Here is a 14,796-nt window from a genome sequence, read left to right as displayed (position 1 = left end):
TCCCTGGTCAGACGGTGAACGATTCGGAGTGGATGCGGTGCGGAGGGAACCCGGCGCTCTCGAGGTCGCGCGTGAGCCCTTTCATCCAGGTCTCGGTTCCGCAGACGAAGACGTCGTAGGCCTCGGGGTCGGGAACGAGGTGGCGGAGCAGGTCGGGACCGTTCCAGGCGCTGTGGCTGGCCGCGATCCAGCTCGACGGGCCGGAGGACCGGGGACCGATGAAGGGCAGGTACCGCACTCCTCGACGCGAGACGAGGTCGGCGATCGCGTCCTGCCGGAGTGCATCTTCGGCGACGGAGTCGCGGGTGAGGAGAGTCGCCTCCCCCGGCGCGTAATCCTCGGCTTCCAACAGGGAGAGAAGAGGGGCCACCCCGGCACCTGCACCGATCATGAGCAGCTTCGTCCCGGTACGACGCTCCCCCGTCATCTCCCCGTACGGTCCTTCGACGATGACGCGCGTGCCCGGTGTGAGCGATGCTAGACGGCGCGTACCGTCCCCCACCACTCGGGCCGTCAGCGTGAGCTCGCTCCCTGGCGCAGCGGAGAGCGAGAACGGGTGACCACGCGTCCACCCCTGCCCGTCGAGAAAGCGCCATACGAAGAACTGTCCGGCACGGGCACCCAGGGTCGAGAGATCACGCCCGACGACGCGGATGGTCACTCCCCACGCACCGTCGGGTTCGACGCTCGCCACGCGCAGGGCACGCCGCGAGGAGCGCAGCACGGGCATACCGAATCGGAACACGAGGATCGACGCCGCCGCGAGCGCCCAGATCGTCCACCAGTACGCGGTCGCGAGCGGCGACGAGAGGAAGTCCGCGCCCGTCCACAGCTGGTGCGGGAGGGCCAGGCCCACACCGAGGTACGCGTAGAGATGCAGGAGATGCCAGGACTCGTAGCGCAGGCGCCGACGCGCACGTCGGATCGAGGTGACCACCACGAGCAGGATCAGCAGGGTCCCTGCGGTGGCGAGGAGCATGCCCGGGTAGTCCCAGACGAATCCCCACAGTTGCACGAAGGGGTTGATGCCGGCGGTGATCGCGTAGCCCAGCGCGAGCAGAGCGATATGCGCGCCCATCAGCCAGAACGACCAGAACCCGACGAAGCGATGCATACGGGTGATGCCGTCACGGCCGAATCCGCGCTCGAAGAGTGGAACCCGCGCCATGAGGAGCACCTGGTAGAGCAGGAGGTTGGCGGCGACGAGACCCGTCAGTCGTCCCAGCGTGGTGACGGTCTCCCCGCTGGCTCCGAGGACGGCACCGATCCCTCCCCCGGCCACCCAGAGCGCGACGACGAGGAGACTCGTCGCCCAGATGACGATGATCGCGCCCGCCCGCCATGCCTGAGCGCGGCGGTGGGCCGAGCCATGGTGCTCTCCGATCACCGGGGAGAGGGCACCTCGGGGTCTGTTCGTGAGAGTGGTCATGGGGTCATCCTGGAGACCAGGCTCTGAGACGGTTCTAAGAATGACCTCGCCACAGTCCACTCACAGGGATTTCATGGGATTAACCCGAACCCGCCGCCCGTCGGTGGCACTCCGCACCGATTCGCGGGAAGCTGGAGCATGAGGTTTCTCCGCTTGCTGTGGCGCTATCCGGCGATCACGACCACCGTCCTCGTGTTCGTCGGCGTGCTCATCCTGCACGCGGTCGACGCGGCCGTCATCGGGCGGTGGATCGCCACCGGTTACGTGGCCGCGTTCGTCGTCTGGACCCTCGTCGGCATGGTGCGGGATGTGCTTCGCGGCCACGTGGGTCTCGACATCCTCGCGGTGGTCGCGATGGTGGCGACGCTCGCCGTCGGCGAGTACATCGCATCCCTCATCATCGTGCTCATGCTGTCGGGCGGAGAGGCGCTCGAGGACTTCGCCGGCCGTCGCGCGAAGCGCGACCTGTCCGCGTTGCTGGATCGTTCTCCGCGCATCGCCCACGTGCTCGTGCACGCACAGGCCGCGGATTCGGACGAGGTGAGGGATCTCCCCGTCGACGAGGTCGCGATCGGCGATGTGCTCCTCGTGCGCCCGTCGGAGGTGGTGCCCGTCGACGGTGTGCTGCTCACCGAGACCGGAACCTTCGATGAGTCGTCGCTGACCGGCGAGAGCATGCCCGTGGCCCGCGAGTCCGGAGGGGAGGTGCTCTCCGGAGCGATCAACGGCAGTCGCGCTGTGCGGATCCAGGCCGTTCGCTCGAGCGCAGACAGCCAGTACCAGCAGATCGTCGCACTCGTGCACGCCGCGGAGGACTCCCACGCGCCGGTGGTGCGGCTCGCCGACCGCTTCGCGATCCCCTTCACCGCGGTGTCGCTCGTCCTGGCCGGCACAGCCTGGGCCATCTCGGGCGACGCGACGCGCTTCGCCGAGGTCCTCGTGCTCGCGACGCCCTGTCCTCTCCTGATCGCCGCCCCGGTCGCGTTCCTGGGAGGCCTCTCACGCGCGGCGAAGTCAGGCGTGATCATGAAGGGCGGCGCCGTCATCGAACAGATCGCGCGCGTGCGATCGGCGGCCTTCGACAAGACGGGAACGCTCACGCAGGGCCGCCCGGAACTCGTCGATGTCCGGCCGGCGAACGGCTTCGGCGCGGACGAGGTCCTGCAACTCGCCGCCTCGGCGGAGCAGTACTCGACGCACGTGCTCGCCGAGGGCATCCGTCGCGCCGCAGACGCGCGCGGACTCGCGCTGCGTGTCGCGACAGAGGCCAGGGAGGAGGCCACGAACGGTGTCGTCGCCGAGATCGATGGTCGAGCGGTCGTCGTCGGCAAGCCCGCCTACGTGGCCGCCCTCGCGCCCGACACCGTGCGGGCGACGCTGGAGCTGAGTCAGGCCGCAGCCTACGTGGCCGTCGACGGCCGTTTCGCCGGGGTGCTCGTACTCGCCGACCACCCGAGGCCCGAAGCAGCGGCCGTCGTCTCGTGGTTGCGGACGCACGAGGTGGATCGCGTGGTCATGCTCACGGGCGACGTCGGGCCGACGGCGGAATCAGTGGCTCATCAGGTGGGCATCTCGGAGATCCACGCCGAGCTGCTTCCGCCCGAGAAGGTCGCTCTCGCCGGTGAACTCCAACCGCGGCCGATCATGATGGTCGGCGACGGCGTGAACGACGCCCCTGTGCTCGCCGCCGCCGACATCGGCGTCGCCATGGGCGCGAAGGGAGCGACCGCTGCCGGCGATGCCGCTGATGTCGTGATCCTCGTCGACTCGCTCGCGAAGCTCGTCGATGCGGTGTCGATCGGTCGCCACACTCTGCGGGTCGCCCTGACCGCGATCTGGATCGGGATCGGCTTGAGCGTCGGCCTCATGATCGTCGCGATGACCGGCCTCATCCCCGCGGTGGTCGGAGCACTCGTCCAGGAGCTCGTCGATCTCGCGACGATCCTGTACGCGCTGCGGGCGCTGAGCGGCCCCTCGACGGTGCTCGCCTCCGCGCCCGCCCGTCCGCAGGTGAAGACCGAGGCACCGGCACCGCAGCGCAAGGAGTGAGGAGTCACGACCTGCGCGTACGACGACCGACCCGACGGAGGCGGATCATCCATGTGGACGGTTTCGCTGCGGCAGCGTGAGGGTGAACCGGCAGCCGGCCCCACTCTGCGAACGACCTTCCAGCGTTCCGCCGTTCGCCACCGCGAGTCCGCGCGCGATCGCCAGCCCCAGCCCGGCTCCGCTCGTCGCCAAGGGGGCCATGCTCCGGGTGCGGGCGAGGTCGCCACGCCATCCGGCATCGAACGCCTGCTCGAGAGCCTCAGGGGTCATGCCGGAGCCGTGGTCCTCCACGCTGATCCTGACCGCGTCGGCATCGGCCTCGAGAAAGACCGTCGCCGCGGTCCCCTCAGGGGTGTGCTGCACCGCATTGGCGAGCAGGTTCATCAAGATGCGCTCGATGCTGAGAGGATCGGCGAAGGCCGTGACGCCGCCTGACTCGTGGACTTCCAGGTGCACCGTCGCGCCGAGATTCCGGGCTGTGCCCACGGCATCGCCGACCAGATCGGCGACATCGAGGTGCTCCGGGCTCAGCGGCACCCGATCGATCTCGATGAGCGAGAACGCGAAGAAGTCCTCGACCAGCGCCCCGAGACGACTGCTCTGCGCGCGAAGCCTCGTCGTGAACTCGACACGGTCCTCGATGATCCCGTCCTCGTGAGCGCGGACGATCGCGTCGATGGCGGCCAACGGTGTCCTCAGATCATGGGAGATCCCGGTGATGAGGTGCCGTCTCGCCTCCTCCTGCCGGAGATTCGTCTCCCGTGCCTCGTGGAGCGCGCGCGCAGCGTTGTGGAGCTCTCGATCGATCTGCCGATACTCCCAGTTCGACACCACCGTGTGGTCGTCGAGGGGACGACCCGATGCCAGTTGCCGGGTGTGCAGGCTTATCCGTCTGCTCTCCTCGACCAGCCGGTTTCCCAGGCGCCACGCCAGCAGCATCGTGCCCGAGCCGGCGAGGATCGTCGCTCCGAGGATGAGCGGCAGATCGTCCTCCTCGATCTGCATCCGCGAGGCCGCGAAGGCGAAGGATGCCGACATCCCCACGACCACCGTCATCACGACGATCATCATCTGACAGCGCATCGAGTACCTGCGGGTCAGCCGAAGCGCGACCGCCCCGAAGACTCCGGTCAGGATCACCGCCGCCACGACGACTCCGAGCGTTTCGAGGAGCATCGCGTTCATCTCGTCCCTTCGCTGTCGAGCAGATAGCCGTGCCCCCACACCGAGCGGATGACGACCGGCCGGGAGGCATCGGGCTCGACCTTCAGGCGGAGGCGACGGATGTTGACGGCCACAGCCGAGGTGTCTCCGGCCTCCCATCCCCACGCTCCGCCGGCGATCTCCTCGCGCGAGTGCACCCGATCGGGGTGGCGGAGGAGGAAAGCGAACAGCTCGAACTCCCGGACGGTCAGCTCCAGGTCGACGCCATCGTTCTGGATCACCCGCATCGCCGGCGTCAAACGGAACCGTCCGAGGGTGATCGGCGACTCGCCGGCGCCCTGGTGCGCGGTCCGCTGCAACAGCCGGATCACGCGGAGCACGATCTCGCGCGGTGCGACGGGCTTGACGACGTAGTCATCCGCGCCGGCTTCCAGGCCGTCGATGCGTTCATGCGGCTGCCCCATCGCCGTGAGCAGGAGGATCGGAGCGTTCGACGTGGTGCGCAGACGACGGCAGATCTCCACGCCGTCGACGCCGGGGATCATGCGGTCGAGGAGCACCACATCCGGAGGACTGAGCGTCGCGGCTTCCAACGCCGCGAAGCCGTCGGCGACCGCTTCGACGGAGAACCCGGCACGACGCAGATAGGCCACGAGGATGCTGCGAAGCTCCTCATCGTCCTCGACGACCAGCACCCGGCCGTTCGCGAGGTCGGCCAACTGCACTTCCACGGTTCTGCGCACCTTCCGAAGATACGTCGTCGTTGCCGACAGAGTCCTGCACTCTCAGCGGAACGACGGGGCGCGCTTCGACAGGAACGCCGCCATGCCCTCCTGGCCATCCGCGTGTGCCAGAGCGTCCCGGAACAGTGTGCGCTCCGCCACCGCACGCAGCGGCGCGGGCAGCGCGAAAGCGGCCTTCACGGCGGCGAGCGCACTCCTCGACGCACGGCTGAACGCGAGCGCCTGGCCGTCCACCGCGGCGGCGAGCCCATCGGCGTCGGGAAGCACGGCGTCGATGAGACCCCACTCCTCCGCCGTCGCGGCCGTCACCCGCTCGCCCGTCAGGGCCATGCGTCGCGCCCGGCCGTCGCCGATCCGGGCGGCAACACGATACGTGCCGCCGAAGCACGGGATCAGGCCCAACCCGACCTCGGGCAGCGCGAAGAGCGAGTTCGCCGTGGCGTACACGAGGTCGCAGGCGGCCGCGAGTTCGCACCCACCTCCGAGCGCGTGACCGTCGACGGCGGCGATGACCGGCACGGGGCAGGCGGCGATGCTGTCCATGGCCGCCTGTCCGGCGCGGCTGATGCGCTCACCGGAGTCGGACGATGCGGCCGCCATCTCGGCGATGTCGGCCCCGGCCACGAACGCGCGTGTTCCGGTCGAACGCACGACCACGGCGCGGTGGCGATCCGCGGGCACCGTCTCGGCGAGCTGTGTGAACACCTGCCGGATGGCATCGAGCTCGTCGATGCCCATGGCGTTGAGCTGAGCGGGGCGGTCGAGGGTGACGGTGAGGGTGGTCCCCTCGGAGCTGATGAGCAGTGTGGACACGGTAAGCCCTTTCAGGAGTCCCAGATCGCCCCGTACGCGGGGACCCCGAGGGCTTCCAGCGCGGAGACGACCCGGCGGGTGGTCGATTGGTTGGAGATGCAGATCACCGCTTCGGCGTCGAACGACGTGAACTCTTCGAGCGCCAGTGCCACGAGGTCGGGGCGCCCCTGTTCGCTGGTGTTCCAGATCACGGCATCGGGGTGCGAGGCACGGATGGACTCGACGAGATCGTCGCCGTAGGTGGCTTCCGGTTCTCTGGTCGCCCACACGAGCTTCGAGGGCGTGGTGTCGGCGAAGAGGTGCGGCAGGCACGGGCCGATCCCGCTTCCGGTCGCGACCCACACGACGCGCTCGAAGAGCTGGTCCACGTTTCCCACGCCCGCCGTCGGAATCCCTCGTGTCCACACATGCGAGGGCGCGTCGTCGATGAGTCTTCCGGTCCAGTCCCCCGCCCGCGAGATGGTGAGCCGGAAGCCGGTCTCGTCGCGGGTGACGACATTCGCGAACGAGTGCCACTGGCCGAGCGGATGCCGCGCCAGGGTGGTGGACGAACCGGCGAAGGGACGCACGCCGTGATCGAAGTCCGCGAGTGCGACGTGAGACGACGGCGTCGCGATGCGGACGGGCACTTTCCTGAGCCGCAGCCACGGTGCGACGACGCTGAGCACGATGACCAGCAGCAGCCAGAACGACGGCGACGCGGCGAGGACTCGTCCGATCCCCGCAGCGCCGGCGGAGTCGGCGGCATCGGCGGCGAGCGCCACGGTGAGTACGGCGAAGAGGGTGAGAGCGGACCATCCTCCGAAGCGATGGGTCATCTCGAACAGGTCATGGCGGCGTTGGCGGATCGGAGGCAGCGCCGGTACGAGGATTCCGACCAGGCACGCGACGAGGGCGACGGCCACGCCCTTCGAGAACACGGAGAAGGAATCACTGAAGACGACGGTGGCGGCTCCCCCCAGGAACCAGCCCACGGCCGCGACCGCGGCTCCGACGTGGATCCCACCGAAGTGGTAGACCTTCGCGAGACGTCGACGGACCGCCAGCGGCGCCGATTTCGGCACGCTCGTCGCGAGCCGGAACAGGAGGTTGATCACGTACTGCTGGCGGATCAACACTGCGGCTGTGAGGTTCACGCCGCTCATGGTGATGAGGAGGGTGGCGACGTCGGCCGGCGGCATCGAGGCCAGGGTCGTGGCGATGATCCCGGCGACGACGGCGTTGATCGCGAGAACCAGCACCACCAGCCTGTTGTAGGGCATCAGTGCAGGACGCGTGAGAAGAAGCCGCCACCCGGTGAGCGCCGCGGGGCGCACGTGGGTCTCGGGAGTCACGCTGCTCGCCATGCGTGGCTCCTCAGCACCGTCTGGTCGACCTTGCCGCGCGTCGTCATCGGAAGAGCCGGTTCGAGATGGACGATCTTGGGGACGCAGTAGTACGGTAGCGCTTCGCGCACATGGGCGAGCGCAGCCTCCACGTCGGCGTCCTCCGGAGTCACGAAAGCGACCAGCGCGGTGCGGTCATCGGTGGGGAGGACGGCCGCGTGCTGCACGGAGTCTTCCCGCTCGAGCAGTGCGCTCACGGCGTCGGGTTCGACTCTGAAGCCCCGGATCTTGACCTGGTCGTCCGTGCGTCCGAGGTGCTCGAGATCTCCGTCCGCATTCCATCGGGCGAGGTCGCGGGTGCGGAACATGAGACTGCCGTCGTCGGAGAACGGGTCGAGTCGGTAACGGTCGCGGGTCAGACGCGGGTTTCCCAGGTACCCGGCGGTGACCCCCGCTCCCCCGACCCACATCTCCCCGACCTCGCCGTCGGCGACCGGAGCGCCACCCTCATCCAGGATGTAGGCGGTCGTTCCCGGGATCGGCCGCCCGATCGGCGGATCCGCCTCATCGGGGGTGCACAGATGCATCGTGTTCACGATCGTGATCTCGGTCGGACCGCACGAGTTGTAGAAATCCGTCACGGCAGCCCAGCGGTTGGCGAGGGCACGAGGGCACCGTTCCCCCGCGACGGCGACAGCGGTGAACCGGCCCAGCCGTCGCGGGTCGTGCGGGGTGAGGATCGACGGGGTCGCGATCACGACGTCTGCGGCACGCAGAGCCTCGGCGAAGTCCCGTCCGCGGATGTGCAGCGTGGCACCGTGGGTGAGCGCGCCGAGGATCTCCCAGACCGCCATGTCGAAAGCGATGTTGAGGATCTGGGCGACCACGGTCCCGGGCTTCATGCCGAGCGCTCCGGGCCCTCCGAACAGGAAGTTCTCGAGGTTGCGGTGGGTCACCCGCACGCCGTTGGGCGTACCCGTCGTTCCGGACGTGAAGATGATCACGCATTCATCTCCGGCGCGTGGCGCGACGGTCCCCTGCGAAGAGGCATCCGCGTCCGCGGTGCGGGCGCGCTCGATCGGCACGACCAGGATGCCCGTCGCCGACGTCATGCGGTCCGCGAACCGCGCCTGGGTGAGCACGACACGCATGCCCGTCACGGCGACCACATGCGCCATATGGACCTCGGTGGCGATTCGCGGATCCACGGGCACGTACGCCGCCCCGAGCCGCAGTGCGGCCACGATGGCGACCACCATCTCGAATCCGCGCTCCACGAAGATCCCGATCCGATCACCTCTCCCGACGCCTCTCCGTCGGAGATCCGCCGCCAGCATGCCGGACAGCTGATCGAGCTCTCCGTATGTCAGCTCCCGCGCTGCGTGCCGGGCCGCGACGGCCAGCGGTTGTTCGCACATCCACCGGCTGAGCATGTCGAGGATCGTGCGGCGGGCGGACGGAGCGGACGGGGATACGACAGGAGGAGCAGGAGCGGACACGGGGAACACCTTTCGTTTCGGTGTGCCCAGTATTTTTCGACCGACCTCCCACGACGGCGGGCAATCATTACAGAGCGTGATCAGTTCCCTGCGTATCCCCTGTCATCGCCGAAGGTCCCCCGGGTGAATTCGCGATGACGCCCGCGTTTCGCGGGTGCAGCACGGTTAGCCTGGCCTCGAGCGGGAGCCACCGCGGAGTGGCCTCCTGTCGTCAACGGCTGAGGGTGGTCGACTCAGCCCTGAACAAGGGAACTCACCCATGGCCGAACTGATCGTCATCTCCTTCGACTCCGAGCCCCAGGCGGAAGGCGCCTACGACGAGATCCTGTCGTTGCAGAACGACCTGGTCGTCGAGCTCGCGGGCCTCGCGCTCGTGAAGGTCGACGAGAAGGGCAAGACCAAGGTCGAGTATCCGGGCGCTGCCGGCAACGTCGGTGTCGGAGCCGCAGGCGGTGCACTCTTCGGCATGCTCATCGGCCTCCTGTTCTTCGTGCCGATCGCCGGACTGCTCTTCGGCGGCCTCTTCGGCGCGCTGTTCGCCGGCCTCGACAAGACCGGGATCGATGCGGAGTTCCGCGACCGGGTGAAGAGCACGGTCTCCGCCGGCAAGTCCGCCGTCGTCGTGTACGCGACGAAGATCACCGAGGACAAGTTCGCCGCCGCACTCGCGCCGTTCCAGGGCACGGTCGTCCAGACCTCCCTCTCCGCCGAGGACGAGAAGGAGCTCATCCACGACCTCGGCGGCGCGCAGTAGTCGATTCACACGGACGTCGAGCACGGTGGCCGGCTCCGTCCGACCCGCGGTGCTCGGCGTCCAGCTCGCGATACACCCCCACGCACTCGCGATACACCCCATGTATACGAAGAAGGAACTTCCATGACCGCGGAACTGCCCGGATCGATCCTGCCGCTTCCTGACCGTGAGTATCAGGGGCCCGTCGTCTTCGACGCGAAGAAGTCGGAGGCCGACTTCCCTCCCCTCGTCGCCAAGCGCCCGCCCAAGAGCGCGCCGAACGTCCTCGTGATCCTCCTCGACGATGTGGGCTTCGGCGCATCGAGCGCATTCGGCGGCCCGATCCACACCCCCACGGCCGAACGCCTCGCGAACGCCGGGCTGAAGTACACCCGATTCCACACGACCGCGCTGTGCTCCCCCACCCGTGCCGCGCTGCTCTCCGGACGCAACCACCACGCCGTCGGCATGGGCCACATCACCGAGACCGCGACCCCTTCCCCCGGCTACCGTTCCACGCGTCCGAACTCGGCCGTCCCGCTGCCCGAGATCCTTCGCCAGAACGGCTACAACACCGCGCAGTTCGGAAAGTGCCACGAGGTGCCGGTGTGGGAGACAGGCCCCACGGGACCGTTCGACCACTGGCCTGCCTTCTCGGGCTTCGAGAGGTTCTACGGTTTCATCGGCGGTGAGACGAACCAGTGGACGCCGGCCCTCGTCGACGGAGTCACCGCGGTCGAGCCGCCGACGGACGAGGGGTACCACCTGATGCCCGATCTGGCCGACAAGACCATCGACTACATCCGGCAGCAGAAGAGCCTGACGCCGGACAAGCCGTTCTTCATCTACTTCGCCCCGGGCGCGACGCACGCCCCGCATCACGTTCCGAAGGACTGGATCGCGAAGTACAAGGGGGCCTTCGACCAGGGCTGGGACGCGCAGCGCGAGCAGACCTTCGCGAAGCAGATCGAACTCGGCGTGATCGCGCCGGACTCGAAGCTCACCGAACGCCCGGAGGGACTGCCGGCCTGGGACGATGTCCCGGACGAGCAGAAGCCGATCCTCGCGCACCAGATGGAGGTCTATGCGGCGTTCCTGGAGTACGCCGACTTCCACACCGGTCGCGTCATCGACGCGCTCGAGGAGCAGGACATCCTCGACGAGACCCTCGTCTACTACATCATCGGCGACAACGGGGCGAGCGCGGAGGGCGGCATCAACGGTGCCTACATGCTGACGACCGCCTCCAACGGCGGCGGTCAGTTCGAGACCGTTGAGTTCTGGAACGAGCATCTCGACAAGGTCGGCGGTCCAGAGGCGTACAACCACTACTCCGTGGCGTGGGCGCACGCGATGTGCACGCCCTACCAGTGGACCAAGCAGGTGGCATCGCACTACGGCGGAACGCGCAACGGCACCATCGTCCACTGGCCGAGCGCGATCGAGGGATCCGGCGAGGTCCGGCACCAGTGGCACCACGTGATCGACCTCGCCCCGACCGTCCTGGACGTCGCGGGCCTCGCCGAGCCGCACACGGTGAACGGGGTCACCCAGATTCCGATGCACGGCGTCTCGATGGCCTACAGCTTCAACGCCCCGGACGCCGATGAACGGCGCGTCACGCAGTATTTCGAGCTGATGGGCAACCGCGGAATCTACCACAAGGGCTGGACGGCGCAGACGAAGCACCGCACTCCGTGGGACGTCGTCTCGAAGGCTCCGGATTTCTCGGCCGACGTGTGGGAGCTGTACGACACCTCGGTCGACTGGACGCAATCGGACAACCTGGCGTCCACACACCCGGAGAAGCTGGCAGAGATGCAGCAGATGTTCCTGATCGAGGCGGCTCGGCACAACGTGTTCCCGCTCGACGACCGCGCGGCCGAGCGCATGAATCCCGCGATCGCCGGCAGGCCCACGCTCGTCACCGGCGACCGACTGCGGTTGTACCCGGGGATGATCCGCCTGGGAGAGAACGTCGCCCTGAATGTGAAGAACCGTTCGTACTCGGTGACGGCCCAGCTCACGGTGCCCGAGGACGGCGCAGTCGAAGGTGCCATCGTCGCCCAGGGCGGGCGCACCGGCGGGTGGTCGTTCTTCGCAGAAGACGGCAAGCTCGGGTACCACTACAACTACTGCGGGCTGGTCCGCACGACCGTGCTGTCCGACACGACCATCGGCGGCGGCGATCACCTCGTGCGTGCGGAGTTCGCCTACGACGGCGGGGGGATCGGCAAGGGCGGCGAGGTCACGCTGTTCATCGACGGTGCCGCGGTCGGCTCCGGACGCGTGGAGCACACGCACCCGCTGTACTTCTCCTTCGACGAGGGCCTGGACACCGGCGAGGACACCGGAATGCCCGCCTACGAGGGATACAAGGAGTGGGGCGGCAAGTTCACCGGCACGATCGATTGGGCAGAGGTCGCACTCGGCACCGACGATCACAACCACCTGGTCGACCCAGAGGAGCACTTGAACGCCGCGCTGCGGCATCAGTGAGTCGCGAGAACCGTGCGCGGAAAGACCCCGTCCGGCTGGACGGGGTCTTTCTGCGTACGGGAATCAGCGATCGAGGATGGCGCGGGTCGCGACGTCAGGCCGCAGATCGAGGCGCCGCAGCAGCTGCGCGTTGAGCGCGACGACGATGGTCGACAGCGACATCAGGATCGCCCCCACCGACATCGGCAGCACGAACCCGATCGGCGCGAGCACGCCGGCCGCGAGCGGCACCGAGAGCAGGTTGTACCCGGCGGCCCACCACAGATTCTGCTTCATCTTCCGATACGCGGCCCGCGAGAGTTCGATGACCGAGAGAACAGAGCGCGGGTCATCGCTTGCGAGGATCACGCCGGCAGAGGCGATGGCGACGTCTGTGCCCGCCCCGATGGCGAGCCCCACGTCTGCCTGCGCCAGCGCGGGTGCGTCGTTGACGCCGTCGCCGACCATCGCCACCTTGCGCCCCTCGTGCTGCAGCTCCTGCACCTTCGCGGCTTTGTCCTCGGGGCGCACCCCCGCGAAGAACCGGTCGATCCCCAGGTCGGCGGCGACTGTCTGCGCGACGGCCTCGGCATCACCCGTGATCATGACGACCTGCACACCGAGCGCATGCAGCGCGTCCACGGCTTCGCGGGATTCCGGACGTACCTCGTCGGCGAGCTTCAGCGCTCCGATCACTCGGCCGTCCTGGACGACGTGGAGGATGATTGCGCCGTCCTCCCGCCACTGCTCGGCGACGGCGAGCTCGTCCACCTGCTCCTCCGTGAGCAGGTGCGGGCCGCCGACGCGCACGGTCGATCCCTCGACGGTAGCCGTGACCCCGACAGCAGGCGACGACGTGAAGTCGCGGCTCTGCGGCACCGAGAGGCTCCTCTCGGTGGCGGCGCGGACGATCGCCTTCGCGAGCGGGTGCTCACTGTCGGCTTCCGCAGCGGCGGCGAGCGCCAGCACGCGATCGGCGTCATGCTCGCCCGCGACCGACACCTCCGACACGACGGGCTCGCCCTTGGTGAGGGTTCCGGTCTTGTCGAACAGCACGGTGTCGACGGTTCGCATACTCTCCAGGGCGAGGCGATCCTTCACGAGGACTCCACCCCGGGCGGCGCGCTCGGTCGCGATCGACACGACGAGCGGGATCGCCAGACCCAGCGCATGCGGGCAGGCGATCACGAGCACGGTGATCGTGCGGATGACGGCCGCGTCGGGGAATCCGACGAGAGTCCACACGATCGCGGTGATCGCCGCGGATCCCAGAGCGAACCAGAACAGCCACCCCGCTGCGGTATCCGCGAGGCGCTGAGCTCGCGAAGACGAGCTCTGCGCCTCGGTCACCAGGCGCTGAATTCCAGCGAGGGTGGTGTCGTCTCCGGTCGCAGTGATCTCCACCCGGAGCCCGGAGTCCGTGGCGACGGTGCCGGCGGTGACCTGGTCTCCCGCACCGCGTGCGACCGTGCGGGACTCCCCCGTCACCATCGACTCGTCCATCGACGCGCGTCCGTCGACGATGCGCCCGTCGGCCGGAACGCTTCCGCCAGGGCGAACGACGACGATGTCGCCGACGGCCAGATCTGCGGGTGAGACGATCACGACCTGACCGTCCTCCACACGCTCGGCCTCGTCCGGCAGGAGAGCGGCGAGCGAGTCGAGCGCAGAGGTGGTCTGCGCGAGCGAGCGCATCTCGATCCAGTGCCCGAGCAACATGATCACGATGAGGAGGGCCAGCTCCCACCAGAAGTCGAGCTCGTGATGGAGGATGCCGAGACTCGCCCCCCACGATGCGAGGAAGGCCACGGTGATCGCCAGGCCGATGAGCAGCATCATGCCGGGCTTGCGCGCGCGGATCTCGCTGACGGCGCCCACGAGGAAGGGCTTGCCTCCCCACACGTACATCACGGTTCCCAGCACGGGCGAGACCCACATCAGCCCGGGGAGGTCGGGAAGGGGGTAGCCGAGGATCATCGCGAACATCCCCGACAACGCGACGGTGGGGACGGCAAGCGCGAGCATGATCCAGAACAGCCGCCGGAACTGGCCGACGTGGTCGGCGTGCCCTCCGTGTCCGCCGTGTCCGCCGTGTCCCCCGTGGGCGCCGTGGGCGTCGTGTCCCCCGTGGGCGTCGTGTCCCCCATGCATATGGTCGGAGTCGTTCGACTCGTGGTGCGGGGCGCCGGGTGCGGTGCTGTCGTGGTGCGGAATGCTCATTACCTCTCCTCCTCGGAAAGACGATTCCCGTGCAGGGCCGCGTGTGGCGGCCCCGCACGGGTGAAACGGTCAGGCTGCGGCGACGTACTTCGCCGGGTCGGCGTCGAACGCCGGCCCGCATCCTGCGCAGCAGAAGTAGTAGCGGGTGCCCTCGTAGTCACGGAACAGGCCGGCGGCCTCGGCATCCGCGACGACGACCGCGCTGCCGACCATCACCGGGCACTCTGCCATGGCGCCGGAGGGCGACGCCAGCAGATCCTTTCGACCTTCGGCGGAGACCGCACCGTTGCTGGTGACGCTGCAGCAGGATCCTGCGGGGGAATCGGACATGAGATGCTCCTCT

General features: G+C 68.4%; 11 protein-coding genes. 3 read left to right on the top strand and 8 right to left on the bottom strand.

Going from position 1 to position 14,796, the window contains the following annotated elements; all coding sequences use genetic code 11:
• Positions 1-7 precede the first annotated feature (7 nt).
• Entirely contained in the window at positions 8-1,429 is a 1,422-nt protein-coding gene (locus tag ACLFA2_RS16620) for a ferredoxin reductase family protein (RefSeq protein ID WP_426621653.1), read from the bottom strand.
• A 138-nt stretch (positions 1,430-1,567) separates the two neighbouring features.
• Between ACLFA2_RS16620 and ACLFA2_RS16615 the strand changes: the two genes are divergently transcribed.
• Positions 1,568-3,478 (top strand): heavy metal translocating P-type ATPase, encoded by a 1,911-nt coding sequence (locus ACLFA2_RS16615; protein ID WP_347122911.1) that lies wholly within the window; start codon positions 1,568-1,570, stop codon positions 3,476-3,478.
• Positions 3,479-3,523: 45 nt separating this feature from the next.
• On the opposite strand, the gene ACLFA2_RS16610 is transcribed toward ACLFA2_RS16615, so the two are convergent.
• The 5 genes from ACLFA2_RS16610 to ACLFA2_RS16590 are packed head-to-tail and all read right to left on the bottom strand — an operon-like array spanning position 3,524 to position 9,022.
• Entirely contained in the window at positions 3,524-4,654 is a 1,131-nt protein-coding gene (locus tag ACLFA2_RS16610) for a sensor histidine kinase (protein WP_426621652.1), read from the bottom strand.
• Between the two features lie 5 nt (positions 4,655-4,659).
• On the bottom strand, positions 4,660-5,385 hold the full coding sequence (locus tag ACLFA2_RS16605; RefSeq protein WP_426621651.1) for a response regulator transcription factor: 726 nt from the start codon (positions 5,383-5,385) through the stop codon (positions 4,660-4,662).
• A gap of 42 nt (positions 5,386-5,427) precedes the next feature.
• Entirely contained in the window at positions 5,428-6,198 is a 771-nt protein-coding gene (locus tag ACLFA2_RS16600) for an enoyl-CoA hydratase/isomerase family protein (RefSeq protein WP_426621650.1), read from the bottom strand.
• A gap of 11 nt (positions 6,199-6,209) precedes the next feature.
• Positions 6,210-7,544: a hypothetical protein gene (locus ACLFA2_RS16595; protein WP_426621649.1), complete on the bottom strand. Its 1,335-nt coding sequence runs from the start codon at positions 7,542-7,544 to the stop codon at positions 6,210-6,212.
• Complete coding sequence (locus ACLFA2_RS16590) at positions 7,529-9,022, bottom strand: amino acid adenylation domain-containing protein (protein WP_426621648.1); 1,494 nt, start codon at positions 9,020-9,022, stop codon at positions 7,529-7,531. The genes ACLFA2_RS16595 and ACLFA2_RS16590 overlap by 16 nt, the downstream gene beginning before the upstream one ends.
• A 259-nt stretch (positions 9,023-9,281) precedes the next feature.
• Between ACLFA2_RS16590 and ACLFA2_RS16585 the strand changes: the two genes are divergently transcribed.
• On the top strand, positions 9,282-9,776 hold the full coding sequence (locus ACLFA2_RS16585) for a DUF1269 domain-containing protein (protein WP_029258438.1): 495 nt from the start codon (positions 9,282-9,284) through the stop codon (positions 9,774-9,776).
• A gap of 123 nt (positions 9,777-9,899) precedes the next feature.
• On the top strand, positions 9,900-12,254 hold the full coding sequence (locus tag ACLFA2_RS16580) for an arylsulfatase (RefSeq protein ID WP_426621647.1): 2,355 nt from the start codon (positions 9,900-9,902) through the stop codon (positions 12,252-12,254).
• A gap of 63 nt (positions 12,255-12,317) precedes the next feature.
• On the opposite strand, the gene ACLFA2_RS16575 is transcribed toward ACLFA2_RS16580, so the two are convergent.
• Both ACLFA2_RS16575 and ACLFA2_RS16570 read right to left on the bottom strand, forming a co-directional pair.
• Positions 12,318-14,384, bottom strand: coding sequence for a heavy metal translocating P-type ATPase (locus ACLFA2_RS16575; protein WP_426622483.1), 2,067 nt, complete (start codon positions 14,382-14,384; stop codon positions 12,318-12,320).
• 138 nt (positions 14,385-14,522) lie between these two features.
• The gene (locus tag ACLFA2_RS16570) at positions 14,523-14,783 is read right to left on the bottom strand and encodes a YHS domain-containing protein (RefSeq protein WP_021198015.1); all 261 of its coding nucleotides are present in this window, start codon (positions 14,781-14,783) and stop codon (positions 14,523-14,525) included.
• Positions 14,784-14,796: the final 13 nt, after the last annotated feature.

Source organism: Microbacterium sp. As-52, from assembly GCF_049949185.1.
GTDB lineage: Bacteria > Actinomycetota > Actinomycetes > Actinomycetales > Microbacteriaceae > Microbacterium > Microbacterium maritypicum_A.
This window is presented reverse-complemented; position numbering and strand designations above follow the sequence as displayed.

What these genes read in the sequence shown, in the direction of transcription:
- ACLFA2_RS16595 (WP_426621649.1), bottom strand. Translation starts at nt 7,544, where the DNA reads ATGGCGAGCAGCGTGACTCCCGAGACCCACGTGCGCCCCGCGGCGCTC.
- ACLFA2_RS16580 (WP_426621647.1), top strand. Translation starts at nt 9,900, where the DNA reads ATGACCGCGGAACTGCCCGGATCGATCCTGCCGCTTCCTGACCGTGAG.
- ACLFA2_RS16570 (WP_021198015.1), bottom strand. Translation starts at nt 14,783, where the DNA reads ATGTCCGATTCCCCCGCAGGATCCTGCTGCAGCGTCACCAGCAACGGT.
- ACLFA2_RS16585 (WP_029258438.1), top strand. Translation starts at nt 9,282, where the DNA reads ATGGCCGAACTGATCGTCATCTCCTTCGACTCCGAGCCCCAGGCGGAA.
- ACLFA2_RS16615 (WP_347122911.1), top strand. Translation starts at nt 1,568, where the DNA reads ATGAGGTTTCTCCGCTTGCTGTGGCGCTATCCGGCGATCACGACCACC.
- ACLFA2_RS16610 (WP_426621652.1), bottom strand. Translation starts at nt 4,654, where the DNA reads ATGCTCCTCGAAACGCTCGGAGTCGTCGTGGCGGCGGTGATCCTGACC.
- ACLFA2_RS16620 (WP_426621653.1), bottom strand. Translation starts at nt 1,429, where the DNA reads ATGACCACTCTCACGAACAGACCCCGAGGTGCCCTCTCCCCGGTGATC.
- ACLFA2_RS16575 (WP_426622483.1), bottom strand. Translation starts at nt 14,384, where the DNA reads ATGCATGGGGGACACGACGCCCACGGGGGACACGACGCCCACGGCGCC.